Genomic DNA, 24695 nt, shown 5'->3' with positions numbered 1-24695 from the left:
TCGAGGTCTCCGCCGACGTTCCCGTCGAGCCTGCCGTCGACGTTGTCCCGAACGCTGTCCTGGGCGTTGCCGTCGATCGTGCCGGCACTCCTGCCGTCAACCGTGCCGTCGAGCTTGCCGGTGACGGCCGGCAGCACATCCGTGTTGTCGATGTGCGATTCGGGCCACTGGTGGTCCTGTGGCAAGACAAACCCTCCACGTCCGCTGGCGACGAGTCGGCGGGACTCCAGACGTCAAGATACGCACCGGTGAAAGGGGCGCCTCGACTCGCCCTACCGGGGGAAGGAGAGCTCGGTCCACCAGTGCTTTTCGGGGTTCCGACCGGAGTGGCGCCGGCGGTGTTCGCATCCGGCGCGACATTGCGGTTCGATCTCATCTCGTTCAGTAGGCTTGTCCGGCATGCGCCTGCTCATCATCGCCGACACGCACGTGCCGAAGCGGGCCCGGCGGCTGCCGGACCAGGTGTGGCGTGAGGTCGCCGACGCCGACGTGGTGGTCCACGCCGGCGACTGGGTCGACGTCGGGCTGCTCGACGAGCTGGCGGCCCGCTCCCGCCGGTTGGTCGGGGTGTACGGCAACAACGACGGGCCCGAGCTGCGCGCCCGGCTGCCGGAGGTGGCGCGGGTCGAGCTGGCCGGGCTGCGGCTGGCCGTGGTGCACGAGACCGGGCCGGCCAAGGGGCGCGAGCAGCGCTGTGCGCGGGACTTCCCGGACACCGACGTGCTGGTCTTCGGGCACAGCCACATTCCGTGGGACAGCGTGACCGGCACCGGGTTGCGGCTGCTCAACCCGGGCTCGCCGACCGACCGGCGGCGCCAGCCGCACTGCACCTACCTCACCGCCCGGATCACCGACGGTGAGCTCACCGACGTCGAGTTGCACGCGCTGCCGCGCCCTGCCGGCTAACCTCGGGCCATGGACCCGGCACGCGCGCTGGAGCGGATCGCCTTCCACCTGGAGCGGTCCGGCGCGCCCACCTACCGCGTGCAGGCCTTCCGGCGGGCCGCGGCGGTGGTGCGCCGGCTGCCCGACGGCGAGCTGGAGCGGCGGGCGGCGGCCGGCACGCTGACCGAGCTGGGCGGAATCGGCAGGACGACGGCGGCGGCGATCACCGACGCGATGGCCGGGCGAGACCCCGAGTACCTGCGCAGGCTGGTGGAGGGCGGCGCGCCGGAGCTGCCGGACGGCGGGGCGTTGCGGGCAGCGCTGCGCGGCGACTGCCACACCCACTCCGACTGGTCGGACGGCGGCAGCCCGGTGCCGGTGATGGCCGAGGCCGCCCGCGAGCTCGGGCACGAGTGGATGGTGCTCACCGACCACTCGCCGCGGCTCACCGTGGCCAACGGGCTGTCCGCGGCGCGGCTGCGCGAGCAGCTGCGGCTGGTCGCGCGGCTGAACGAGGAGGTGGCGCCGTTCCGGATCCTCACCGGCATCGAGGTGGACATCCTGCCCGACGGCCGGCTCGACCAGGATCTTGAGCTGCTGGCCCAGCTGGACGTCGTGGTCGCCAGCGTGCACTCGAAGCTGCGGATGCCGAAGGCGGAGATGACCGCGCGCATGCTCGCCGCCGTGCGCGACCCGCTGGTGGACGTGCTGGGGCACTGCACGGGCCGGCTGGTGACCGGGCGCGGGCGCCCGGAGTCCGAGTTCGACGCGGAGAAGGTGTTCCGGGCCTGCCGCGAGCACGGGGTCGCCGTGGAGATCAACTCGCGCCCGGAACGGCTGGACCCGCCGCGGCGGCTGCTCCGCCTCGCGGTGGAGATCGGCTGCCGGTTCGCCATCGACACCGACGCGCACGCCCCCGGCCAGCTCGCCTGGCAGCCCTACGGGTGCGTGCGTGCCACCGAGTGCGGGGTCCGGCCGCGGGACGTGGTCAACACGATGACCGCCGACGACCTCCTGGCCTGGGCGTCGCGCTAGAGGGCCTTCTCGTACCAGTGCTCCGCATAGGGGGCGTGGGAGTAGGCGGGGATCTCCACGTAGCCGTGGCGGATGTAGAGCGCCGTGCGACGACCGCCGAGCATCGACCGAGCGCCAGCGAGGGAGGAGCGGAGGCGGGAGGAGTGCGGCCAGAGGATGCGGCTCGGATCGGGTGTTCCAGGCGCACCACCCTGGCGCCGAGCGCGCGGGCGGCGCCTGCGGCCGCCCGGAGCGGTGCCGGGCCGCCGCCGGATGCCGCGCGCGGCCGGCTCGACGTACATCCTGGTCAGCTCGGTGGCACCGGCGCCGCGCACGCGGACCCCGACGCGGCCCCGCACCTCGCCGCCGCCCGGACCGTCGTGGTCGCCCGGTACGGTGCCGGGATGGTGGCCGAGCAGGAACAACCCGGTCGGGAGCACGAGGTCGTCACTCGGGTCCTCGGCGAGCGCCGCGTCGACCTCGGCCGCGGTGGCGGAACGGCCGTCGTAGCTGCTCGCGACGTCGACGAAGTAGCGGCCGCCGCGCGACGACCGCCGAGCATCGACCGAGCGCCGGTGAGGGAGGAGCGCGGCCAACAGGTGGAGCACGGCGACGGCGTCCGGGTCGTCCATCGGGGCCACCCTGATCGTCCAGGGGTTCACCCGGCCGTCCTCACCGAGCTGTCCAACGGATTTCAGGTCTCCCGGGGCTGCCGCGGGGTGGCGAGCAGCCGGAGCACGTCGGGGAGTACGCCGACCGGGACGTCCGGGTCGATGGCGCGCTGCACGCCGAGGCCGATGCCCATCCCGAGCAGTGCCGCGGCGCAGTCGGGCGCCGGCAGCGGCAGCGTGAGGTCGAACCGCGCGGCGTGCGCCTCCACCAGCTCCGCGATCCGTGCCCGCACCGCGGCCGCCCTGCTGGCCAGCTCGCGCCGCACCACCGGGTCGTGCCGGGCGTTGGTCGCGAACTCCACCTCGAGCGCGGTCCATTCCTCGTCGCCGATGCTGCGCTCGGCCCAGGCGCGCAGCGCGGCGAGCGTCCCGTCGAGGGTGCCGGCGCCGGCCAGCGCCGTCGCCAGCTCCTCGGCCTGCTCGGCGTGGATGGCGTCGAGCACGGCGAGGCACAGCTCGTTCTTGCCGCGGAAGTTCGAGTACACCGCGCCCTTGGAGAAGCCGGCGGCGTCGGCGACCTTCTCCAGTGACGTGGCGGCGTAGCCGTCGCGCAGGAACAGCTCCCGCGCGGTGGCGAGGAGTCGCTGCCGGGTCCTGGCCTGGCTCTCCGCCCTGGTCGGTCGGGGCATGGTCGCCCACTCTAGCCGCGGTATCCCGATACCGCCGGTCTTCGGATCGCCGGCCGCTGTTGACACCCCGACTCCCACCAGCCGATAGTGGACTCCGAGTAACAGATACCGGCGGTATGTGGCCGCCAGGATGGCACGAGGGAAGGCGGCGCGATGCGCGACTTCGGCGGCAAGGTGGCCGTGATCACCGGGGCCGGCTCGGGAATCGGCAGGGCGCTCGCGCTCGAGCTGGCCGGCCGTGGCGCCCGGCTGGCGCTCTCGGACGTGCACGAGGAACGGGTCGCCGACACCGCGGCGCACTGCGAGAAGGCCGGCGCGGACGTGCGGTCCTACCCACTCGACGTCGCCGACCGGGCCGCGGTGCTCGCGCACGCCGACGAGGTCGCGCGGGACTTCGGCCGGGTGAACCTGGTGGTGAACAACGCCGGCGTCGCGCTGACCGCCACGGTCGAGGAGATGACCTGGGAGCAGCTCGACTGGCTGCTGGGCATCAACCTGGGGGGCGTGCTGCACGGCACCAAGGCGTTCCTGCCGCACCTGATCGCCTCCGGCGAGGGGCACCTGGTGAACCTGTCGAGCGTCTTCGGGTTCATCGGCGTGCCCACGCAGAGCGCCTACAACGCCGCCAAGTTCGCCGTGCGCGGATTCACCGAGGCGCTGCGCCAGGAGATGCTGAGCGAGCGGCGGCCGGTCGGGGTGAGCTGCGTGCACCCCGGCGGCATCCGGACCAACATCGCCAGGGACGCTCGCGGCCTGGAGGGCGCCGACGCCGAGCGCGCGGCGCGGTTGTTCGACCGGATCGCGCGGACCAGCCCGGAGGTCGCGGCGCGGACGATCGTGCGCGGCGTCGAGCGCAACCGCGCGCGCATCCTCATCGGCCCGGACGCCTACGTCATCGACGCGCTGCCCCGGGTGCTCGGCGCCGGCTACCAGCGGCTGATCGCCCTCGCCACCCGCCGCGTGCTGCCCTGATCCGCAGGGCACCCGGACGCCACGAAGGCCGTGCCGCGCCGCGACGGGGACACCGCTCCGGTCGAGTGGAGGCGGTGACAATGGGGTGGGCGCGATCACCCACGCCAGCACCCGGGCGGAGAACGCGGCGAGCGTCACACCCCGGGCCGGCGCCGCCGCGGGATCGGGCCGGGTGAGCCGGGGTCGCCGGCGTCCTGGCGGCCACCGAGCCGAGCCTCACCAGCACGTTCGACCGGCGGACCGGTGCCACCGGGCTACCCACCGGTAGACCGAATCGCCGGCCGGCCGCCACCGCCGCCACCACCAGCCGAACGGGCGCGGAGTGATCCTGGCAGCCGGTGCGCGGCCGGTGGAGCGGTGACGGCTACGATCCCCCTAGCCGCCGCTCGCGCGGGCCACCGGCCCCGGGGGCGACACCGAACGACCACCACAAGGTTGACTGCAGGAGGCAGGAGTGACGGCCGTAGCCCCCAAGCCGATCGCCACGCGGCCCTACCCAGCGCGCGAGTCGGTGAAGGGTTCGTACCTGCTGCGGTTGTTCCGCACCACGGACCACAAGCAGATCGGCATCATGTACCTGGTCACGTCGCTCGCCTTCTTCATGGCGGGCGGCGCGATGGCGATGCTGATCCGTACCGAGCTGGCCCGCCCCGGCCAGCAGTTCCTCTCCGCGGAGCAGTACAACCAGCTGTTCACCATGCACGGCACGGTGATGCTGCTGCTGTACGCCACCCCGATCCTGTTCGGCTTCGCGAACTTCGTGCTGCCCCTGCAGATCGGCTCGCCGGACGTGGCGTTCCCGCGGCTGAACGCCTTCTCCTACTGGCTGTACCTGTTCGGCGGCCTGATCGTGATGGCTGGCTTCCTCACCCCGGGCGGCGCGGCCGACTTCGGCTGGTTCGCCTACACCCCGCTGTCCGACGCGATCCACTCCCCGGGCGTCGGCGCCGACATGTGGATCTCCGGGCTGGTGGTGTCCGGTCTCGGCACGATCCTCGGCGCGGTCAACATGGTCACCACGGTGGTCTGCCTGCGCGCCCCCGGCATGACCATGTACCGGATGCCGATCTTCACCTGGAACATCCTGGTGACCAGCATCCTGGTGCTGCTGGCGTTCCCGATCCTCACCGCCGCGCTGATGGGCCTGCTCGCCGACCGGCACCTCGGGGCGCACGTGTTCGACCCGGCCAACGGCGGCGTGATCCTGTGGCAGCACCTGTTCTGGTTCTTCGGCCACCCCGAGGTCTACATCGTCGCGCTGCCGTTCTTCGGCATCGCCAGCGAGATCATCCCGGTGTTCAGCCGCAAGCCGATCTTCGGCTACAAGACCCTGGTCTGGGCGACGCTCGGCATCGCGGCGCTGTCGGTGGCCGTGTGGGCGCACCACATGTATGCGACCGGCGCCGTGCTGCTGCCGTTCTTCGCCTTCATGACCTTCCTGATCGCGGTGCCCACCGGCGTGAAGTTCTTCAACTGGATCGGCACCATGTGGAAGGGGCAGCTGTCCTTCGAGACGCCGATGCTGTTCACCATCGGCTTCCTGGTCACCTTCCTCTTCGGTGGCCTGTCCGGTGTGCTGCTGGCCGCGCCGGCCATCGACTTCCACGTGTCCGACAGCTATTTCGTGGTCGCCCACTTCCACTACGTGCTCTACGGCACGATCGTGTTCGCCACCTTCGCCGGGATCTACTTCTGGTTCCCGAAGATCACCGGCCGGATGATGGACGAGCCGCTGGGCAAGCTGCACTTCTGGACCACGTTCATCGGCTTCCACGGCACGTTCCTCGTGCAGCACTGGCTGGGCAACGAGGGCATGCCCCGGCGCTACGCCGACTACCTCGCCAGCGACGGGTTCACCACGCTGAACACGATCTCCACGATCGGCGCCTACATCCTCGGCGCGTCGACGCTGCCGTTCTTCTGGAACGCGTTCAAGAGCTACCGCTACGGCGAGGTCGTCACGGTCGACGACCCGTGGGGCTACGGCAACTCGCTCGAGTGGGCCACGTCCTGCCCGCCGCCGCGGCACAACTTCACCGAGCTGCCCCGGATCCGCTCCGAGCGGCCGGCGTTCGAGCTGCACTACCCGCACATGGTCGAGCGGATGCACGGCGAGGGCCACATCACCTTCACCGGTAAGCCGCGTGCGCACCCGGAGGCCCGGCGCGCGCCGTCCGAGGCGCTCACCCAGGCCGTCATCCCCGGCGACCACGACAGGGACAACTCGAGCGAGCGATGAGCACTCCGGATCGGCCGTCGGCGACGCCCGTTCTGATCACGACGACCGGCCCGGACAAGCCCGGCGTCTCGTCGGTGCTCTTCGCGGCGCTGACCCGGCACGGCGTCGAGGTGCTCGACGTCGAGCAGGTGGTGATCCGCGACCAGCTGGTGCTGGGCGTGCTGGTGGCCGTGGCCAGCGACCCCGAGGCGCTGCAGGAGGCCGTTGAGCAGGCCATGGCCACCGTCGGGATGCAGGTGGAGGTGCGGATCGGCCCCGCGATCGGGGCCCAGCCGTTCGCTCCCGGCAGCCGCGGCTCCACCCACGTGCTCGTGGTGCTCGGCCGGCCGCTCACCGCGCGCGGGTTCGCCGAGGTGGCCCGCCGGCTCGCCGCGCTGAACGCCAACATCGACGCCATCCGCAGCGTCGCCGACTACCCGGTGACCGGGCTCGAGATGCATGTCTCGGTCGCCGCCGACACCACGGAGGCCGACGGCGAGCTGCGCTCGGTGATCGCCGACGTGGCCGCGGAGGTCGGGCTGGACCTGGCGGTCGAGCGAGCCGGCCTCGCCCGGCGGGCCAAGCGGCTGGTGGTGTTCGACGTGGACTCGACCCTGGTGCAGGGCGAGGTGATCGAGATGCTCGGCGCCCACGCCGGCGTCGAGGCGGAGATCCGGCAGGTCACCGAGGCCGCCATGCGCGGGGAGCTGAACTTCACGGAGTCGCTGGAGCACCGGGTGGCGCTGCTGAAGGGCCTGCCGGAGTCGGCGCTGGACGAGGTCGCCGCGACGCTGGAGCTGACCCCGGGCGCGCGGACCACCGTGCGCACCCTCAAGCGGTTGGGCTTCCGCTGCGGGGTGGTCTCCGGTGGGTTCACCCGGGTCATCGATCGGCTGGTCGCCGACCTCGGCCTGGACTTCGCCGCGGCCAACGAACTGGAGATCGTGGACGGCCGGCTCACCGGCAGGGTCGTCGGGCCGGTGGTCGACCGGCCGGGCAAGGCCGCCGCGCTGCGCCGGTTCGCCGCCGAGTACGGCATCCCGCTGGCGCAGTGCGTGGCGGTGGGCGACGGCGCCAACGACATCGACATGCTCGCCACCGCGGGGATGGGTGTGGCGTTCAACGCCAAGCCGGCGCTGCGCGAGGTGGCCGACACCGCGCTGTCCCACCCCTACCTCGACGCCGTGCTGTTCGTGCTCGGTGTCACCAGGGCCGAGGTGGAGGCCGCCGACGCCGCCGACGGCCTCGACCTCACCCGCCCGTGAGCGGCGCCACCGGCGGGAACGGCCAACGCGCTGACGCCCCCGGTTAACCCAGCGACGCCAACGGCCAACACGGTGACGGGAACGGCCAACACCGCGACGCCAGCCGCCAACACGGTGACGGGAACGGCGAACACGCGCGGGCGGATGGTGTGCTCGACCCGCTGGCCGCCCGGTACGCGTCGTGGCTGCGGTTGCCCGCGCCGGCGACCGTCGAGACCGCCGACACCGCCGACGTGCGCGTCATGCCGGTGGTGCTGCGGCTGGAGCGGGCCGAGCCGCCGGCGCGGACCGCGGTGCTGGAGGCGGCCGCGGCCGCGGCGGTCGCGGTGTGCCTGGACGAGCGGGCCGCCGAGGGCGGCGAATGGCACGAGCCGGTGGCGGCGTGGCTGCGCGGCCGGATCCGGAAGGTGGCCCGCCGGGCGCGCGGGGCGCACTGGCGCGCGGTCCAGGACCTGCCGGGCGTGACGGTCGCGGTGGGCGGGGCCGAGGCGCGGGCGCTGGTGCCGGGCCGGGTAACCGACACTCCGAAGGAGGTGTCCCGGTTGCAGATCTCCGGCAGCGAGCTGCCGGCCGACGAGCCGGGACCGGTGTCGGACGGCGTGCCGTTGCTGCTGCTCAACCCCCGGGTTCCGATGACCGTCGGCAAGGCCGCCGCGCAGGTCGGGCACGCGACGATGATCCTGGCCGCGCTGCTCGACACCGGCCGGCGCGCGGAGTGGGCCGGCCGGGATTTCCGCTGCGCGGTGCGCACCCCGACGCCCGCGGAGTGGGCGGCGCTGCACCCTGGCGCCGAGCCGGAGCGGGCGTGGCGGGAGCGCGGCGTGGTCGCCGTGCGGGACGCGGGCTACACCGAGGTCGCCCCCGGCACGGTCACCGTCCTCGCCCGCTGGCGCTGACCGCCACCCCGTGTTCGCCGTTCCGGTCGCCGTGCTCGCCCCGGCGTCACCGCGTTGGCCCGCCCCGTCGTGCCTTCCGAGGTGACGCAGCCCGATCTCGTCGTCGCCGCGATGGCGCTCCGGATGGAGCTGACGGTCCCGCACCACGACGGAGACTTCGACCTGGTCGCGCACGTGACCGGGCAGCCCGTGCGGTGGATCGTGGAGCGGGACACCGTCGACCGACTCCGGTGGTTCGGGTACTGGGCGACGGAGGCAGCGGCGCGGTGCGCGTGGTCAGGTGGTGGTCTGGCCCGCGCTCCACACGACGTAGGCCTCGTCGGCGTCGGTGGTCATCGCCTCGACGAACTTGTCGTGGTCGAAGCCGGGCAGCCGCTGCAGCCGTTCGAGCAGCGCGTCGGCGGCCGGGTCGCCGCTGGGCACCGCCGTGCCGGACCCGTCCGGGCCGGCCAGCATGAAGAAGACGTCCTCCTTCCACGGCCCCTCCGGGATCACCCGGATCACCACCGTGGTCAGCTCGGCCCAGGTGACGGACTCCTCGCTGCCGTCGGCCAAGCGGCGCCGCACACCGGTGTCGTCGACACTGACCATGCGGGACCGCGCGCTCGATGAGTCTTGGGACAACAACCTCTCCCTCAGCTCGTGGCGTTCTGTCCACCGTAGTGGGCAGGGGCCGCGCTCACCCGGTCGGGGCGGCCGCGTCGAGCCGGCGCAACGCGTCCCGCGCGACCCGCGGATCGACCGTCGGCCAGAACGGCGGCAGCGACGCGCGCAGGAACCCGGCGTAGCGGGCCGTGGTCAGCCGGGAGTCCAGCACCGCCACCACGCCCCGGTCGGTGGTGGTGCGGTGCAGCCGGCCGATGCCCTGCGCCAGCAGCAGCGCGGCGTGCGTGGCGGCCACGGTGAGGAACCCGTTGCCACCCCGTGCCTCCACCGCGCGCTGCCGCGCCGAGGACACCGGGTCGTCCGGCCGGGGGAACGGCAACCGGTCCACCACGACCAGCTGCAGCGACGGCCCCGGCACGTCGACGCCCTGCCACAACGACAGCGTCCCGAACAGGCACGTGCGCGGCTGCTCGGCGAACGTCCGCACCAGCAACGCCGTGCTGTCCTCGCCCTGGCACAGGATCGGGTGCTCCACCCGGCCGCGCAGCTCCTCGGTGGCCTGCTTGGCCGCGCGCATCGACGAGAACAGCCCGAGGGTGCGCCCGCCGGCGGCGTCGATCAGCTCGGCCAGCTCGGCCAGCGTCGCGGCACCGAGCCCGTCCCGGCCGGGCGGCGGCAGGTGCCGAGCGACGTAGAGGATGCCGTTGCGGCGGTAGTCGAACGGGGAGCCGACGTCGAGCCCGGTCCACCGCGGCTCGGACGTGTCGCTCGGTGGTGCCTTCTCGGTCGCCGTCGCGGAGGGCACCGGAGCAACCGGAGTCGTTTCCCGCCGCGGCGGGAGGCCCCACTGCCGGGCCAGCGTGTCGAACGTGCCGCCGAGGGTCAGGGTGGCCGACGTCAGCACGGTGGTGGTGGCGCCGAAGACCCGCTCGCGCAGCAGGCCGGCCACCGACAGCGGTGCGACCCGCAACGCCGGCGGGCGCGGCGCGGCCCCGTACTGGTCGCCGCTGCGCCACACCACGTCGCGCTGGTCGGCCTGGTCCGGCTCGTGCGCGTCCAGCATCCGGACCGTCGTGTCGTGCACCTCCTCCAGCAGCGAGCGGGCCAGCCGGCGCGCGGTGGCCTCGTCCACGTCCTCCTTGCGCTCGGAGCCGAGCGCGGTCAGGCAGGCGTGCGCGGCGTCGCGCACCGCGGTGAGCGATCCGGCCAGCGGCGCCGGCAGGGCGTCCAGCCGCCCGGCCGGCACGTCGTCCAGCACGAGGGCGAGGCCCTCGCCGGCCTCCATCAGCCGGTCGGCGATCTCGGCGTCGATCAACTTGCCGCAGCGCCGGGTGGCGACCGAGACCATCGCCGCGGTCAGCTCCGCGGTGGCCACCGACGTGACCCGGTCGACCAGCTCGTGCGCCTCGTCGATGATCACCACGTCGTGCTCGGGCAGCACCTGATAGCCCTGCAACGCGTCGATCGCCAGCAGCGCGTGGTTGGTCACCACCACGTCGGCGCGGCCGGCCTCGGCGCGGGCCCGCTCCGCGAAGCAGTCGGTGCCGACCGGGCAGCGGGCGACGCCGAGGCACTCCTTCGCGGTGACCGACACCTGGCGCCACGCCTGGTCGGTCACCCCGGGCACGAGCTCGTCGCGGTCGCCGGTCTCGGTGTCCGAGGACCACTCGTGCAGCCGGCGGACCTCCTTGCCCAGCCGGGACACCGCGAACGGGTCGAACAGCGCGGTGTCCTCCGGCTCCTCCGGCGCGCCGGTGTCCAACCGGTGCAGGCAGAGGTAGTTGCGCCGGCCCTTGAGGATGGCGAACGTGGGCTCCCGGCCCAGCGGCTTCCGCAGTGCCGTGGCCAGCCGGGGCAGGTCGCGGTCGACGAGCTGGCGCTGCAGCGCGATGGTGGCCGTGGAGACCACGACGGTGGCCTCCCGCTCCACCGCGTGTCGGATGGCCGGCACGAGGTAGGCCAACGACTTTCCGGTGCCGGTGCCCGCCTGCACGGCGAGGTGCTCCCCGGTGCGGATGGCGCGGTCGACCGCCTCGGCCATCCGCACCTGTCCCTCGCGCTCGGTGCCGCCCACCGCCGCCACCGCGTGCTCCAGCAACGCGCGGACGGTGGGGAGTTCGGTGAGTGCGGGCACGGGAGGAGACGGTACCGGGCAGGTCCGTCAGAGCGGCCCGGCGCCCGTGCCCGGTTCAGCCCTCCCGGCGGAACCGGCGGACCAGTGCCCAGGTGGCCGGCAGCAGGCCGGCGGCGACCGCGATCTTCAGCGCGTCGCCGACCAGGAACGGCAGCACGCCCTTGGCCAGGCCGCCGGTGAGGTCGAGCGAGGCGGTGGCCATCAGCCACGGCACGCCGACCGCGTAGATCACCAGGTTGCCCAGGGCCATCGTGCCGGCGGTGCGCAGTGGCGTGCGGTCGCCGCCACGTCCGGCGAGCGCGCCGACCAGTGCGGCGGCGAACACGAAGCCGACGACGTAGCCCGCGCTCGCGCCGAACAGCCCGGCACTGCCGCCGTTGAACCACGGCACCCCGGCCGCGCCGGCGACCAGGTACAGCAGCAGGGCCGCGCCGCCGCGCCGCCATCCCAGCGCCGCGCCCACCAGCAGCGCGGCGAAGGTCTGCCCGGTCATCGGCACCGGGCTGCCCGGCACCGGCAGTACCACCTGGGCGGCCAGCCCGGTCAGGGCCGCGCCGGCGACGACGAGCGTGATGTCCCGGGCGAGCGCGCCCGGCACCAGGTCGGCGAGGACGGGCTTGCGGGTGGCGAGGGACAGCGTGGACACGAGAGACCTCCAGTGGACGTTCTGCGCTGCGTGCGCAACGTAGCGCGGCGCGATCCAGGACGGCTCGGACGAGTCGGATTTCTCACGGTCACGATCCACTCGTCCGGGTGGGATGAGCCGCCGCGGGTCAGGTTCGGCGCGCCGGCCACCGATGTCGACCGTGGAATGTTCTACCCGCCTGGCGAGGAGTACCGAATGTCGAACGTCCGGAGCACGATGACCCGCGCCGCGGTGGTGGCCGCGCTGGCCGGTGGCATGGTGGGCACGCCGGTTCCCGCGCGGGCGGCCGCCGCCCCGGTGGCCTCCGGTGCGCTGGGCAGCGTCGACGTGGTGGTGGGCGGGCAGGCCGCACCGCAGGAGCCGGTCTCCCGGTGCGCGGTCGACGGTCGGACGCGGAACTCGTCGGACGGGACGTTGGTCGGCCGGCACACCAGCTACGGGCGGGGCGAGACCACGTGCGGCCGGGACGCCGAGGGCACCGCGTTCGCCCGGGTCAGCGGACAGCGGTTCGAGACGACCGTGCTGCGGCGGTTCGGCGGGCCGACGCTCACGGTGGGCACGTACTCCGCGCGGTGCGACACCACCGGCACCGGCAGCGCCGGCGGCATCGAGCTGGGTGGGGTGTCCGGGTTCACGGTGCCGAGGGACATCCCCACCAACCACGCGATCCTCGTGCCGGGCCGGGCCGCTGGCGACCCCCCGATGGCGAGGATCGTGGTGAACGAGCTGGTGGTGCCCACCCCGGCCGACGGCAGCATGACCACGAACACCGTGCGCATCACCCTCTTCCCGGAGGGCGGCCCGGCCAGCGGCGACATCGTGGTCGGCTCGGCCAGCTGCGACCCGTACCCGTAGCGCCGCCGGTGGCGGCGCCTCCCGGGGGAACCGGGAGACGCCGCCACCGAACGGGTCAGCCGAAGCTGATCGGCGTGGTGGCGGCCGTCGACTCCGTGTCGACGGCGACGACGAAGCACTCCTCCTTCGAGCAGTCCACCGCCCCGCCGGGGTTGCCGTTGCCGTCCACCCCGTCGAACGTCATCCGGAGGGTGAGCTGGGTGGTGAACGCGCCGTTGCCGTCGGTCGTCACCTGGCTGGCGTCGGCGGCGTTGCAGCTGCCGAGCCCGGCGTCACCCACGCCGCACTCCGCGACGCGCAGGGTGGACCCGGCGGCGAAACCGGACCCGCTCACCGTGATGGTCTGGCCCGGTGCCAGCCCGGTGTTCGGGTCAGCGCTGACGGTCGCCGCCGCGGCCATGGCCGGGGCCATTCCGGCCAGCGTCATCCCCGCGCCGATCGCGACGACCGCCGCCGCCTTGCGCAAGCGAGTGTTGGAACCCATTTCGCAGTCAACTCCAAACCGTTCGACTACAATTTCCTCGTGCCGTGGCCAGTGGTCATCCACGGATAGCGGCAGTCGGTGAAACTGCCGACGTCGCCGTTGCCGCGAATCGGGCACACCGGTCCGCGACATCGTCGTTCGTCGTTGATTTCCCCAGTTCGAGACCGTGTTGTCCACCCAGTGTTCGTGGTCCGCCGCTCTTGGTCAGCTTTCGTTTCGGTTACCGGAGCCGGCGATGGCCACGAGTCCACTGTAGCGATCCGGCGAAGAGCCGTGAAGGGCTGAATCGACGTTCTGCTCAGGCCATTCGGGTGATCTTCATCCGCCCACCGCTCGGTCGGGTGCTATTGCGCTCACTCCCAGTGAGTCTCGCGACCCGAAGAATCGAAATCGGTCGGCGGGCCCGGTTCAATCGGCCACTCGAGGCGTGCTCGAGGGATCGGTATGCGACCGTCCTGACCGCGGAAAGGTGCCGAGCCGCGCGATGTCGTAGCCGCCGGGACAGCCCCGGACGTTGGACGACTCGCGGGGGAACCTGGGCTCGGAACGGGGCGGCAGCAGCCGGACGAGTCGCGCCCGTGCCCGGAGCGTGGCGGTGGTGGCGGCCTGCTCAACCCGGCCCGGCCGCGGGAAGTCGAACGCCGCGAGCAGGCCGTCGTCGAGCAGTGCGTACACCACCCGCCGTACCACCGGGGCCGGCAGGTACCGGAACGGCCGGAACGTCGCGAGCAGGTCGAGGGTCGCGTCCGCCACCTCCCGCCCGCCCCGATCGAACCGGAAGTGGACCCGCTCGTGCTCGTCCAGCAGCAGGGCGAACTCCTGGTGGGTCGCCGGGATGTCGCGGATGCCCATGCGCCGGCCCAACGCCCGGTAGAAGTTCGCCATCGCGACCCGTTCCGCCTCGGCGAGCGGGCGCCAGCCGAAGCGGTCGATCCACCGGATCGGGCACACGACGAAGGTGGCGAGCACGTACCGCATGTCGGCGTTGCCGATGGGGTACGCGCCGTGCATCTGGTTCATCCGGCGGATCGCGGTCCGCCCGGGCCGGCTGTCCATTCCGTGCTCGATCACCGCGTCGAGAATCAGCGTGGTGTCGTCGTACCGTTTCTGCGCGCGCCGGGTGAACTCGCCGGTCCGGGCGAGCAGCCCGCCGATGCTGGGCACCGCATAGGTGCGGAACAGCGCGAGGCTGAGGGCCTGCGTGGTGTCCCAGGGAAACTCCAGCGTCGTGGTGATCCGGTAGATCCGTTCGAAGTCCCGGGCGGGGTCAAGCGCCAGGATCCGCCGGAGCGTGGCATACCTGCGCACTCGAACCCTCCTCGACGGGTCGCACGGAGATGGCACCGGTCGGGCAGTTGCCGGCGCACTCCACGGCCAGCTCGGCGGCCTCGCCGGACACCACCCGCCGCAGGATCACGACGGTGCCGTCGTCGTCGGTCTGGTCGAACAGCGCGGGCCCCACCAGGGCGCACATCCCGGCGCCCGCGCAGCGCCCGGTGTCGGCCTCGATCCGCAACCACATGTCACCAGGTGACCGGCAATGCCGTCACGCCGTACACGATCGCCCCGTCCCGCATGGGGACCTCCTCCGCCGGCACCGCCAGCCGCAGGTCGGGAAGTCGCTGGAACAGCGTGCGGAAGCCGATTCGCATTTCGGCCCTGGCCAGCTGCTGGGCCACGCACTGGTGCACTCCGAAGCCGAACGCCACGTTGCCGGTCGCCGGTCGCCGGATGTCGAGGACGTCCGGGTCGGTGAACCGGGCCGGGTCGCGGTTGGCCGCCGGCAGCGAGACGGTGACCGTCTGCCCGGCGCGGATCGTCGTGCCGGCCAGCTCCACGTCCTCCAGCGCGGCCCGGGAGATGCCGAACTGGATCACCGTCAGATAGCGCAGCAGCTCCTCCACCGCGCCCTCGGTCAGGTCGAGGTCGGCCCGCAGCGCGGCGAGCTGGTCGGGGTGGGTGAGCAGGGTGTACGTGCCCAGCGCCAGCATGTTGGCGGTCGTCTCGTGCCCCGCGGTGAACAGCTGGAACGCGATCGCGGTGATCTCGACGTCGCTGAGCTCGTCGAGCGCGATCAGCCCGGAGACCAGGTCGTCCTCCGGCTCCCGCTTCTTGCGCTGCACCACCTCGGCGAGGAACTCGAAGATCTTCGCGAAGCAGTCCTTGACCTCCTCCGCGCTCGAGTCGGTGCGCAGCATCCTCTCCGACACCGGCCGGATCGTCTGCCACTCCGCGTACGGGATGCCGAGCAGGTCGCAGATCACCAGCGACGGCAGCGGTGAGGCGAACGCCGGCACCAGGTCGGCCTCCGTGCCCGTGGCGCGCATCTGGTCGACCAGCATGTTCGCGGTCTCCGCGATCTGCGGCTCGAGCTGGCGCATCCGCCGCACGTTCAACTCACCGGTGAGCAGCTTGCGGTACCGGGTGTGCTCGGGTGGGTCCATGCCGACGAACATCCCGGGGACGTCCTCCTCCGGTGGCTGCCCGTCGCCCAGCACCAGGTGCACGGCCGAGTGCCGCAGCTCCGGTCGCGAGCTGAACCGGTTGTCCTGCAGCACGGCGCGGGCCAGCTCGTAGCTGGTGACGAGCCAGCCGATGTGCCCGTCGACGTAGGTCAGCGGGGCCACCGGGCAGCGCTGCCGCAGCTCGGCCAGCTCCGGCGGTGGGTCCAGCACGCTCCGCCGGGTGATCGGCAGCCGCATCGGCGAGTCCGTGTCGATGGTCATCTCTTCTCCTCCGGGTGCCACTCCGCGGCCTGCCGCAGGAGCTCGGCCCCGCGCTCGGTGATCCGGGTGCGTTGCTGGTCGGTCAGGTAGCCGGCCGGGGTGACCAGGTCCACGCTGAGCCGGCCGAGGTAGGAGCTCACGACGTAGAGCAGCAGCCCCGGCAGGGTAATGGTCTGGAACCCGCGGAAGTCGGTGACGTCGAGCCCGGCGGGGGACTCGAACGGGGGCAGGGCACCGAGGTTGGACACGACGTAGTCCACCGGCTCGTCGTCCGGCGTGGCGAACCGCCGGGAGTCGAGCAGGGTGGCGAACGGCTCGCCGGCGGCGAGGCTGGCCTCGAGTTGGGCGCCGACGTCCTTGCCGACGGCGACCGGGTCCGCGCCCCTGGCCACCATGACCCTGGTGTTGATCCCGCTGAGGACGTTGGTCGACTCGATGGCCGGAACGGGCGGGGTCACCCGCCCGCGGAGGTCGGCCGGCGAGCCGCAGACCACCCGCACCGGCTCGTCGCCCGGGGTCAGCTCCTCCCGGCAGGCCACCAGCAGGCAGCCGCTGACCAGTGCGTGCACCGACAGCCCCGCGGTCCTGGCCCGGCCGGTCAGCCGGGCGGTCTCGTCCGGGTCGAGCCGGACCCGGTCGGCGACCACCGGCTGCGCCGGGACGGCGCCGGCGGCCGCCGCCAGCGCGTGGGTGGCCTCCACCGCGGCGTCGTCCCAGCCGGGCGGCTTGGCCCAGCCCCGCGCGAAGAGCAGCTCCTCCGCCGGCGGCGGCAGCTCGTGCCGGACCCGGCCGGCCGGCGGCTGCCCGCGCACCACCGCGGTGTAGTGCCGCCAGAGCCGGCCGAACTGGGCGACCCCGGAGCCGGCGTCGGCGATCGCGTGGTGCAGGACGAGCACCACGTGGTGCAGCTCGTCGCCGCGCAGCACGGTGAGCCGGGCCAGTCCCCGGTCCGGGTCCAGCGGCCGCACCAGCTCGTCCAGGTAGGACCCCTGACCGGGGCGCAGGATGCTGACGTCGGGTGGGCCCTGGTCGGCGACACGGAAGCGGAAGCCGGACCCTGTCCGCCCGATCCGGGCGCGCAGCAGCGGCGCCTCGGCGCACAGCGCGTCGAACGCGCGGGTCATCGCCTCCACGTCGAGCTGTCCCCGGCTCACCACCGAGTAGGTTCCCGACCACCCCATGGCGGCGTGGAACGCCTCGCTGGGGGCCAGTGGACGTTCCGTGGTCATCTGCCACCCCCTTCGCTCGATTTTCCGTCCGTTGTGGACACCAAACGGGCGGCCCGCTCGCGCAGCACGAACTTCCGCACCTTCCCGGTGGGGGTCACCGGCAGCTCGGCGGCGCTGGTGAGCAGCACGTGCCGGGGCACCTTGAACCGGGCGAGGCCGCGTCGGCAGGCCGCGACGGCCTCCTCCGCGGTCACCTCGGCGCCGGGTTCGGGCACGATCCACGCCACGCCCACCTCGCCCCACCGCTCGTCGGGCACGCCCACCACGTGCGCCTGGCTGATCCCGGGCTGGCGGGTGAGCAGCTCCTCGACCTCCTTCGGCATCACCAGCTCGCCGCCGGTCTTGTAGAGGTCCCCGCTGCGGCCGGTGAGCACCACGTTGCCGTCCGGGCGGACCCGGCCGAGGTCGCCGGAGCGCACCCAACCGTCCCGCAGCACGGCCGCCGTCTCCTCCGGCTCGTCCCAGTAGCCCCGCATCACCGTCGGTCCGCGGCAGGCCAGCTCGCCCTCGCCGCCCGGTGGCAGGTCGGCCCCGCTCATCGGGTCGACCGTCTTGTACTCGACCAGCCGGCCGGTCCCGTCACCCAGCCCCGCCGCCCCGGCGAGCTTGATCCGCCCGACGGTGCTGGCCACGACGTCCAGCGGGTCCTCCGGCCGGCTCATCGTGGTCGCGCCGCCGAACTCGGTCATCCCGTAGCCGGTGACGATCTCCGTGACCCCCAACTCGGCCCGGACCCGTTCCCACAGCCAGGCCGGCGCGGGCGCCGCGCCGGACAGGATCGCCTGCAGGGAGGACAGGTCGTACTTCTCCCGGCCGGGACACTCCAGCAGGGCCACCGTCATGGTCGGCACGCAGAGGACGTCCTCGGCGCGGTGCCGCTCGACGCCGGCCAGGTAGGCGTCCGGGTCGAACCGCGGCTGCGGAATGATCGCGCCACCCACGAACAGCGCCGCGAGGAAGCCCTCGACCAGGCCGAACATGTGGTAGCAGGGCAGCGAGAACAGAATCCGCCGCCCGTCGGCGAACCCGCGGGTGAGGGCGCTGGCGTAGGCGTCGCGCTGGGTCGCGTCGTGCGAGACCATCACGCCCTTGGGCGTGCCGGTGGTGCCGGAGGTGTACAGGATGTCGCCGACGTCGTCGCCGGACACCCGCACCGCCGTGGTGGCCCCGGCGTACCGGTCGCCCAACTCGGCGAGACCGGCCACGGTGGTCACCCCGTCCAGTGGCCGCGCCGCCGGCGGCTCGGTGGGCAGCACCACCACGGCGCGCAGCGACGGCAGGCTCGGCGACCGGCCGTCCCGCCACCCCGGCGCGATCTCGTCCAGCATCGCCAGGTGGTCGAGATCCCGGTAACCGGACATCGTCACCAGCACGCGGCAGCGCGACTGGCGGAGCACGTAGCCCAGCTCCGCGGACCGGTACAGGAAGTTCAGCGGCACCGCGACCGCGCCGGCCCGGGAGATCGCCACCTTCAGCGGCACGAACTCGGGGTGGTTGGCCATCACCATCGCCACCCGGTCGCCGGGGCGGACGCCGAGAGCCCAGAGCCCGTCGGCCAGCCGGACGGACCAGTCGACGACGTCGCGGTAGCGCAACGTGATCTCGTCGGTGATCACCAGCGGCCGGTCGGGGTGCTCCGCGCGCACCGCGTCGACCCGCTCGTGCAGCGCCATCGGCCGCCAGGTCCGGTACCGCGCCCGCAGCCGTGCGCGCCGCTCGGCGATGGGTTCCATCCCGGTGTCCATCCCGGTGTCCATCCCGCGCCCGCCGGCTCAGGAACCGGTGGGCGCGGTCCAGGTCACCGGCAGCGCGGTCAGCCCGCGGAACACGAACCCGCCCGGCTGGTGGCTGAGCTGGTGCCCTTCGGCGATCGCGAGGTCGGGCAGGTGCTCGACCAGCGTCTCGAACGCGATCGTCGCCTCCATCCTGGCCAGCGGGGCTCCGATGCAGAAGTGGATGCCGTGGCCGAAGGCATGGTGCCGCGGTGGGCCCTGCCGGTCGAGCCGGAAGCTGTCGGGATCGTCCACCCACCCCGGGTCCCGGCCGGCGGCGGCGATCATCGCCTGCACGCGGCAGTGTGCGGGGATGTCGACCCCGCCGAGCCGCACGTCCTCGGTGGTGAAGCGGGGGGTGCCCTGCACCGACGAGTCGAACCGCAGGCCCTCCTCGACGGCGGCCGGGATGAGCCCGCGGTCGGTCGCCACGGCCTCCCACAGAGTTCGCTCGGACAGCAGGTTCGCGGCGGTGTTCGCGATCAGGTTGGTGGTGGTCTCGTGCCCCGCGGCGAGCATCACCCGCATCGCGACGATCACGTCGTCCACCGTGCACACCGGCTCTTTCTCCCTGGTCGCCGCGGCGAGGTGGGAGAGCAGGTCGTCGGTCGGGTTGCGGGTTCGCTCGGCGATCAGGTTCCGGAAGTAGGACTCGTACTCGACGACCGTCTTCGCGCTGGCCAGTTGCTGCTCCGGCTCCAGTGGCAGCACCTGCAGGCCGAGCCAGGCGTTGTTCCACGCCTTCACCATCGCGTGGTCCTGCGCCGGCACGCCGATGATGTCGCAGATGACGGTCATCGGCAGGGGGTAGGCGAACTGGGTCAGCAGGTCGGCGTGGCCGTCGGCGGCGAACCCGCGGACCAGCCGCTCGGCCAGTGCCCGGATGCCCGGCTCCCTCCGGCGCAGTTCCCGGGGGGTGAACGCCTCGCTCACCAGCGAGCGGAACGCGCTGTGCTCCGGTGGCTCCACATTGAACAGTGCGACCCGGAAGAACAGCGAGTCCTCCAGCACGGCCTGGGTCTCCGGGGTGAACGGGAAGGCACCGTCGAGGTTCTTCCTGCTGGTGAACCGGTCGTGGTCGCGCAGCAGCGTGGTCGTCTCGGTGCGACCGGTGACCACGTAGAAGCCGGGGCCGGCCTCGACAACCGGCGCGGTCTGCCGAACCGCGGCGTAGGCGTCGTACGGGTTCTCGACGAACCCGGGGGACTGGGGGTCGAGTCGCGCGGCGACCGTGGTGGTCGCGGCGTTCTGGTCGGGCATGTCGGTGTCCTGTCGGTGCTCGTCGGTGCTCGATCGGTGGTCCTCACCCGGCGGGGGTGGCGACCATCGGCATCGAGCTGGGGTTGATGGTGGCCCAGGGCATCTCGCGCACCCTGGTGCCGGGCGCAGGGCGCAGCCGCCAGCGCCGGACGATCTCGGTGAGTACCACGGTCATCATCGCCCAGGCGAAGTGCTCGCCGATGCAGTGCCGGGGACCGCCGCCGAACGGCGTGTAGGTGCCGCGGGGCAGGTTCGTGGCCGGCGTGGTGAGCCACCGGTCGGGGTCGAAGCGCATCGGGTCGGGGAAGTGCGCCGGATCGCGGAAGACGGCGTAGGGGCTGTAGAACAGCTCCGCGCCGGCCCTGAGACAGCCGCCGCCGATCGGGACCTCGGTGGTGGTCCGGCGCGAGATGACCATGATCGGCTGGCGCAGCCGCAGCACCTCCTGCAGCACCCGCCGGCAGTACGGCAGCTTCGACACGTCGGCGAACGTGCACCGCCGGTCGCCGAGCACGTCGCCCACCTCGTCCATCACCCGGCGCTCGACCTCGGGATGGCGGGCCAGCTCGTGGAACATCCAGGTCATGGCGGTGGCCGCGGTCTCCGAGCCGGCCATGGTGACCGCCACGATCTGGTCGCAGATCTCGTCCTCGGTCATCGGCTGGCCGGTCCGCTCGTCGCGAGCGGCGAGCAGCATGGACAGCATGTCGGTGCCGTCGGTGACACCGTCCTGGTAGGACAGCATGACCCTGTGGATGGCGGCGCGGAGCCGGGCGTGCGCCGTGTCGAAGCGGCGGTTCATCGGCAGCGGGAGCCTCGCCAGCACGTCGCCCGGGTCCAGGGTGCGCACCATGATCGCCTTCAGCACGTCGGGCAGCAGCTCGGCCAGCTCGCGTGCGGTGTCGGCGGCGATGCCGGCGCCGAACATGGTCCGGGCCAGGATGCACAGCGTGATGGTGTGCATCTCCTTGTCGACCGCGAGCGTCTGCCCCGCCCGCCAGTCCCGGATCCGCTCCTCGACCACCGCGTGCATCACGTCGGTGTAGCCGGTGAGCTGGGTGCGGTGGAACGCCGGCTTGATCATCGCCAGCTGCCGCCGGTGCTCGGCGCCCTGGGCCAGCACCACGCCGTTGCCGGCCAGCGGGCGGACCTTGTCGTAGAACCGCCCCTTGTCGAAGTTGTCCCTGCGGTCCACCAGCATGGTGTTGATCAGGTCGGGCGCGGTGAGGAACAGCGTGGACATCGGGCCGAGGTCCACCCGCACGATGTCGGCCTGCCGCTGCAGCGAGCACAGGAACCGCAGCGGGTTGCGCAGGACGGCCAGCGTGTGCCCCACCCCGGGCAGCCGCCCGGCGGCGACCGCGAACGTGGCGGTCCTCGGTGGCCCGTCCTGGCCGGCGACGGTCGCGGTCATCGGGCCAGGCTCCAGTAGGGACGGTCGCTGAACTCGGTCCGGTCGGCGTGCAAGGTGACGATCCCGGACCGCACGTTGTTCCAGACGTGCCCGATCCCGTTGTACCGCGAGGTCAGGTAGGACCACTGCAGGTTGCCGGCCATCATGTGCCACAGCGCGTCGAGGTAGGCGCGCACGTCCGCCCGGCCGCCCAACTCGCCGGACTCCAGTCGTCGCCGTGCGGCCATGAAGTCGGTGCGCCTGCCCTCGATGACGGTGAACAGCCGGTCCACCGCGTCCTGCAGCTCCAACCCCTCGCTCAGCCGCAGTACCGCCAGCGCGTTGACGTAGTCGTCCATCGCGCACTCGGCGCGGAAGGAGAACAGGTCGTTGGTGAGCATGATGTGCTCGAGCGCGATGTCGACGATCTCCCGCAGCTCGCCGTGCCGCGTGAGGTCCTCGGTGAGGTCGATGCCGAGGCCGTACTCACCGAGGACGAAGTACATTCCCATCCCGACACTGTCCCTGCGCACCTTGAGGTAGGTGTCGTAGTCGAAGACCATGCCGTCGCTGCGCGAGGTGATCTCGGCGACGCAGCCGGACAGGAAACGCCGTACCTCGGCCATGAACCGGTCCCACACCGGCTCGGGGAACCCGACCCGCATGTCCCGCCACAGCTCCCCGAGCACCCTGCCCCACTCGAAGTCGGGCCCGACGGCCCTGTCGTCGAGGATGTTCACCACCCGGTGGAAGAGCTCCTTGGCCGCGTCCGGGTCCTTCCCGATCTTGGTCCGGTCCACCATCGCGTTGTCGAACACCGAGAGGTACTCGGTGTACCTGCAGAGGTTGAGCAGCCGGTCCTCGTCGGCGGTGGGCAGCACGTAACAGGTCCACAGCGCCGCCCCCTCCTCGATCAGGGCGTCCATCTCCGCCTGATCGGCCATGGCGAACCGCATGTTCGCGCGGACCCAGGTCTCGCAGCTCCGCCGGATCCGGTCGCTCGCCGGGTGCCGGCGTGCCGGCAGCAGGTAGGGGAACTCGGGGAGGTAGAAGGTGCTCCCCGGGGTGTACGCGGCGGGGATGGCCGCTGTGCTCTGCACTGTCGACATGGCAACGGTCCTCGGTCGGCGGGCGGAAGGGTCGGGCGTCGGGCGCACCGCCCCCGGTGGCGGGGGAGGTTCGTCACCTCGTGCGCTTGACGACGGTCATCGGCAGTGGGCCCGGCACCAGCGCGCCCATCGCGACCGGGGGAACCGGGGCGTTGCTCACCGGCCGCAGCGTCCACCGCGCGAGCATCGTGGCCAGTACGGCCTGGATCTCGGTCCAGGCGAAGGACTCGCCGATGCAGTTGCGCACGCCGGCGCCGAACGGGGTGAACGCGGAGCGGGGGACCTGCTTGGCGCGCTCACCCTTCCAGCGGTCCGGATCGAACCTCTCCGGGTCGTCGTAAACCTTCGGGTCGTGGTGGATGGCGTGGATGGAGTAGAACACCTGGGTCCGCGCCGGCAGCAGGTGGCCGCCGATCTCGACCTCCTCGGCGGTCCGTCGGCCCAGCGCCCACACCGGCGGGTACAGCCGCAGCGACTCGTGCACGACCCGCCGGGTGTACTCCAGTTTCGGCAGGCCCTTCGCGGTCACCACCCCGTCGGGGAACACCTCGTCGACCTCGGCCTGGATTCGCTCCTGCACGTCCGGGTGCTTCCCGAGCAGGTAGCACGTCCAGCCCATCGCGCTGGGCGTGGTCTCCGAGCCGGCGGTCAGCAGCGTCATGAACTCCTCGTGGATCTGCTTGTCCGTCATCAGCTCGTTGCCCTCGTCGCGCGAGGTGAACAGCAGGGCCATGAGGTCGTTGCTCGGCTTGATGTCGCGGGCGCGGTAGTCGGCGACGATGCGGGTGCCGATCGCGCGCAGCCGCGCGACGGCGGCGTGGAACTCCTTGCTCGACCGGGTGGGCACCAGGTCCAGCAGCGCGGGCGGGATGGCGGCGCGCCGCTCGACGCCGGAGATCACCGTCGGCATCGACCGATAGACCTCGGCGATGTCCTGCTCGGCCATGTCCGTGCTGAACAGTGCCTTGATCACGATGCGCACCGCCAGCTCGTAGAACATGTTGTACATCGTGACCTGCTGGCCGTCCTCCCAGCCGCCGAAGACGTCCTCGGCGGCCGAGCGCATGATGTCCAGGTAGGACGCGATGTTGGTGTGGTGGAAGGCCGGCTGCATGATGCGCCGCTGGCGCCGGTGGAAGTCCCCCTCGGACAGCAGGATCCCGTTGCCCAGCAGCGGCCGGGCGCGGTCGAACTGCATGCCCTTGTCGAAGCTCTTGGCCTTGCGGACCAGGATGTCGTAGAGCATCTCGTGGTCGCTGACCAGGTACGCCAGCTTCGGGCCGAGCCAGAGTTTGACGATCGGTCCCTGCGCGCTGGCCTTCTGGAAGAACTCGAGCGGGTTCTTCCACATGGAGTAGGCGTGCCCGATGAGCGGCAGCCTGCCGGGCACCTGAGGAATGGCCGCTGGTTCGGCAACGGCGGTCATGCGGACTCCTTGCGGTCGTCGTTCGGGTTCGCCGCCGCGCACCGGTGGCGGTTCGGGATCTTCTCGGGCAGGACTCACTCGACCAAAAGGCAGGCCACCCATTCACGATGGCGTGGCCGACCGCGCCGAGACCGGCCACGAGGCCGTTCCCGGGAAACGATAGGACTGTTTCAGGAAGTCACGTGTGCATACCGGCATCCGATGCCGGTGGTCGGATCACTGGATTTCGGACAAAAACTCCACGGTGGCTGGGCGACCGTACTCGCCAGTAGCCGTGACGCCATCATCGAACGGTGTCACCCCCAGGTAACCGCCCGCCTCACCCCAGGTGGCGGGACTGCGGGCGATCGTAGCAGGCAGTCCGTGGGCGGTCCAGTGGCGCGAAACGGGTGAGGGAATTCAACCGTTCGGATCAGTCGGAACTTTCGAGCCACCGTCGTGTCACCGCCAGCGGGCAGGTACGCGGACCTGCTTGACAGGTCGACCGCCTTCGGCAAGCATCGAT

Annotated in this window: 22 protein-coding genes; 7 read left to right on the top strand and 15 right to left on the bottom strand. The window is 72.4% G+C overall.

The annotated features are described in order from the left end of the window. Positions 1–399 precede the first annotated feature (399 nt). Together BM051_RS05510 and BM051_RS05505 are read left to right on the top strand one after the other, a co-directional pair. A complete protein-coding gene (locus BM051_RS05510; RefSeq protein ID WP_092528796.1) occupies positions 400–906 on the top strand; it encodes a metallophosphoesterase family protein in 507 nt (168 codons plus the stop codon). 9 nt (positions 907–915) lie between these two features. Beyond that, complete coding sequence (locus tag BM051_RS05505) at positions 916–1920, top strand: PHP domain-containing protein (protein ID WP_092528794.1); 1005 nt, start codon at positions 916–918, stop codon at positions 1918–1920. Here BM051_RS05505 and BM051_RS05500 read toward each other — a convergent pair. Together BM051_RS05500 and BM051_RS05495 are read right to left on the bottom strand one after the other, a co-directional pair. After that, complete coding sequence (locus tag BM051_RS05500) at positions 1917–2561, bottom strand: hypothetical protein (protein ID WP_092528792.1); 645 nt, start codon at positions 2559–2561, stop codon at positions 1917–1919. The two genes, BM051_RS05505 and BM051_RS05500, sit on opposite strands and share 4 nt — an antisense overlap. A 32-nt stretch (positions 2562–2593) precedes the next feature. Next, positions 2594–3199 carry a TetR/AcrR family transcriptional regulator gene (locus tag BM051_RS05495; protein WP_092528790.1) on the bottom strand — a complete coding sequence of 202 codons (606 nt, stop codon included), beginning with the start codon at positions 3197–3199 and terminating at the stop codon, positions 2594–2596. A gap of 153 nt (positions 3200–3352) precedes the next feature. Here BM051_RS05495 and BM051_RS05490 point away from each other — a divergent pair, with 153 nt between their 5' ends. From BM051_RS05490 to BM051_RS05475, 4 genes are all read left to right on the top strand, one after another. Further along, positions 3353–4171: an SDR family NAD(P)-dependent oxidoreductase gene (locus BM051_RS05490; protein ID WP_092528788.1), complete on the top strand. Its 819-nt coding sequence runs from the start codon at positions 3353–3355 to the stop codon at positions 4169–4171. Positions 4172–4625: 454 nt separating this feature from the next. Continuing rightward, positions 4626–6410, top strand: coding sequence for an aa3-type cytochrome oxidase subunit I (ctaD, locus tag BM051_RS05485; RefSeq protein WP_092528786.1), 1785 nt, complete (start codon positions 4626–4628; stop codon positions 6408–6410). Then, positions 6407–7654 (top strand): phosphoserine phosphatase SerB, encoded by a 1248-nt coding sequence (gene serB, locus BM051_RS05480; protein WP_092528784.1) that lies wholly within the window; start codon positions 6407–6409, stop codon positions 7652–7654. Before ctaD ends, serB begins: the two co-directional genes overlap by 4 nt. 149 nt (positions 7655–7803) lie before the next feature. Next, positions 7804–8550 carry a peptidyl-tRNA hydrolase gene (locus BM051_RS05475; RefSeq protein WP_092528782.1) on the top strand — a complete coding sequence of 249 codons (747 nt, stop codon included), beginning with the start codon at positions 7804–7806 and terminating at the stop codon, positions 8548–8550. 276 nt (positions 8551–8826) lie between these two features. Here BM051_RS05475 and BM051_RS05470 read toward each other — a convergent pair whose 3' ends face one another. From BM051_RS05470 to BM051_RS05460, 3 genes are read right to left on the bottom strand one after another with little or no spacing between them, the layout of a single operon-like run. After that, the gene (locus BM051_RS05470) at positions 8827–9174 is read right to left on the bottom strand and encodes a hypothetical protein (RefSeq protein ID WP_092528780.1); all 348 of its coding nucleotides are present in this window, start codon (positions 9172–9174) and stop codon (positions 8827–8829) included. A gap of 55 nt (positions 9175–9229) precedes the next feature. Further along, a complete protein-coding gene (locus BM051_RS05465; RefSeq protein WP_092528778.1) occupies positions 9230–11290 on the bottom strand; it encodes an ATP-dependent DNA helicase in 2061 nt (686 codons plus the stop codon). 55 nt (positions 11291–11345) lie between these two features. After that, complete coding sequence (locus BM051_RS05460; RefSeq protein ID WP_092528776.1) at positions 11346–11936, bottom strand: biotin transporter BioY; 591 nt, start codon at positions 11934–11936, stop codon at positions 11346–11348. A gap of 195 nt (positions 11937–12131) precedes the next feature. Here BM051_RS05460 and BM051_RS05455 point away from each other — a divergent pair, with 195 nt between their 5' ends. After that, positions 12132–12791: a hypothetical protein gene (locus BM051_RS05455; RefSeq protein ID WP_243859178.1), complete on the top strand. Its 660-nt coding sequence runs from the start codon at positions 12132–12134 to the stop codon at positions 12789–12791. Positions 12792–12846: 55 nt separating this feature from the next. Here the strand turns inward: BM051_RS05455 and BM051_RS05450 are convergent, their stop codons facing one another. The 10 genes from BM051_RS05450 to BM051_RS05405 form a co-directional block, all read right to left on the bottom strand. Continuing rightward, complete coding sequence (locus BM051_RS05450; RefSeq protein ID WP_166677549.1) at positions 12847–13275, bottom strand: enediyne antibiotic chromoprotein; 429 nt, start codon at positions 13273–13275, stop codon at positions 12847–12849. Between the two features lie 408 nt (positions 13276–13683). Then, positions 13684–14583 carry an oxygenase MpaB family protein gene (locus BM051_RS05445; RefSeq protein ID WP_092528772.1) on the bottom strand — a complete coding sequence of 300 codons (900 nt, stop codon included), beginning with the start codon at positions 14581–14583 and terminating at the stop codon, positions 13684–13686. Continuing rightward, positions 14543–14797 carry a ferredoxin gene (locus BM051_RS05440; protein WP_424923206.1) on the bottom strand — a complete coding sequence of 85 codons (255 nt, stop codon included), beginning with the start codon at positions 14795–14797 and terminating at the stop codon, positions 14543–14545. Before BM051_RS05440 ends, BM051_RS05445 begins: the two co-directional genes overlap by 41 nt. A gap of 1 nt (position 14798) precedes the next feature. After that, complete coding sequence (locus BM051_RS05435) at positions 14799–16001, bottom strand: cytochrome P450 (RefSeq protein ID WP_092528770.1); 1203 nt, start codon at positions 15999–16001, stop codon at positions 14799–14801. Continuing rightward, positions 15998–17230 carry a phthiocerol/phthiodiolone dimycocerosyl transferase family protein gene (locus tag BM051_RS05430; protein ID WP_092528768.1) on the bottom strand — a complete coding sequence of 411 codons (1233 nt, stop codon included), beginning with the start codon at positions 17228–17230 and terminating at the stop codon, positions 15998–16000. Before BM051_RS05430 ends, BM051_RS05435 begins: the two co-directional genes overlap by 4 nt. Then, the gene (locus BM051_RS05425; RefSeq protein ID WP_208325819.1) at positions 17227–18975 is read right to left on the bottom strand and encodes a class I adenylate-forming enzyme family protein; all 1749 of its coding nucleotides are present in this window, start codon (positions 18973–18975) and stop codon (positions 17227–17229) included. The genes BM051_RS05430 and BM051_RS05425 overlap by 4 nt, the downstream gene beginning before the upstream one ends. A 27-nt stretch (positions 18976–19002) precedes the next feature. Further along, positions 19003–20262, bottom strand: coding sequence for a cytochrome P450 (locus BM051_RS05420; protein ID WP_092528766.1), 1260 nt, complete (start codon positions 20260–20262; stop codon positions 19003–19005). A gap of 43 nt (positions 20263–20305) precedes the next feature. Beyond that, a complete protein-coding gene (locus BM051_RS05415) occupies positions 20306–21676 on the bottom strand; it encodes a cytochrome P450 (RefSeq protein ID WP_092528764.1) in 1371 nt (456 codons plus the stop codon). Continuing rightward, positions 21673–22764, bottom strand: coding sequence for a terpene synthase family protein (locus BM051_RS05410; protein ID WP_092528762.1), 1092 nt, complete (start codon positions 22762–22764; stop codon positions 21673–21675). Before BM051_RS05410 ends, BM051_RS05415 begins: the two co-directional genes overlap by 4 nt. 73 nt (positions 22765–22837) lie before the next feature. Continuing rightward, positions 22838–24190 (bottom strand): cytochrome P450, encoded by a 1353-nt coding sequence (locus tag BM051_RS05405; RefSeq protein WP_166677548.1) that lies wholly within the window; start codon positions 24188–24190, stop codon positions 22838–22840. Between the last annotated feature and the right edge of the window lie 505 nt (positions 24191–24695).

Origin of the sequence: Amycolatopsis arida (assembly GCF_900115565.1) — a bacterium.
In the GTDB taxonomy this organism is placed as follows: domain Bacteria; phylum Actinomycetota; class Actinomycetes; order Mycobacteriales; family Pseudonocardiaceae; genus Yuhushiella; species Yuhushiella arida.
This window is presented reverse-complemented; position numbering and strand designations above follow the sequence as displayed.

Excerpts from the sequence above, each read along its gene's own strand:
- BM051_RS05415 (WP_092528764.1), bottom strand. The coding sequence starts at position 21,676 with ATGACCGCGACCGTCGCCGGCCAGGACGGGCCACCGAGGACCGCCACG.
- BM051_RS05420 (WP_092528766.1), bottom strand. The coding sequence starts at position 20,262 with ATGCCCGACCAGAACGCCGCGACCACCACGGTCGCCGCGCGACTCGAC.
- BM051_RS05450 (WP_166677549.1), bottom strand. The coding sequence starts at position 13,275 with ATGGGTTCCAACACTCGCTTGCGCAAGGCGGCGGCGGTCGTCGCGATC.
- BM051_RS05410 (WP_092528762.1), bottom strand. The coding sequence starts at position 22,764 with ATGTCGACAGTGCAGAGCACAGCGGCCATCCCCGCCGCGTACACCCCG.
- BM051_RS05455 (WP_243859178.1), top strand. The coding sequence starts at position 12,132 with ATGTCGAACGTCCGGAGCACGATGACCCGCGCCGCGGTGGTGGCCGCG.
- BM051_RS05405 (WP_166677548.1), bottom strand. The coding sequence starts at position 24,190 with ATGACCGCCGTTGCCGAACCAGCGGCCATTCCTCAGGTGCCCGGCAGG.
- BM051_RS05430 (WP_092528768.1), bottom strand. The coding sequence starts at position 17,230 with ATGACCACGGAACGTCCACTGGCCCCCAGCGAGGCGTTCCACGCCGCC.
- BM051_RS05490 (WP_092528788.1), top strand. The coding sequence starts at position 3,353 with ATGCGCGACTTCGGCGGCAAGGTGGCCGTGATCACCGGGGCCGGCTCG.
- BM051_RS05505 (WP_092528794.1), top strand. The coding sequence starts at position 916 with ATGGACCCGGCACGCGCGCTGGAGCGGATCGCCTTCCACCTGGAGCGG.
- BM051_RS05510 (WP_092528796.1), top strand. The coding sequence starts at position 400 with ATGCGCCTGCTCATCATCGCCGACACGCACGTGCCGAAGCGGGCCCGG.
- BM051_RS05495 (WP_092528790.1), bottom strand. The coding sequence starts at position 3,199 with ATGCCCCGACCGACCAGGGCGGAGAGCCAGGCCAGGACCCGGCAGCGA.
- BM051_RS05425 (WP_208325819.1), bottom strand. The coding sequence starts at position 18,975 with ATGGACACCGGGATGGAACCCATCGCCGAGCGGCGCGCACGGCTGCGG.
- BM051_RS05435 (WP_092528770.1), bottom strand. The coding sequence starts at position 16,001 with ATGACCATCGACACGGACTCGCCGATGCGGCTGCCGATCACCCGGCGG.
- BM051_RS05440 (WP_424923206.1), bottom strand. The coding sequence starts at position 14,797 with ATGTGGTTGCGGATCGAGGCCGACACCGGGCGCTGCGCGGGCGCCGGG.
- serB (WP_092528784.1), top strand. The coding sequence starts at position 6,407 with ATGAGCACTCCGGATCGGCCGTCGGCGACGCCCGTTCTGATCACGACG.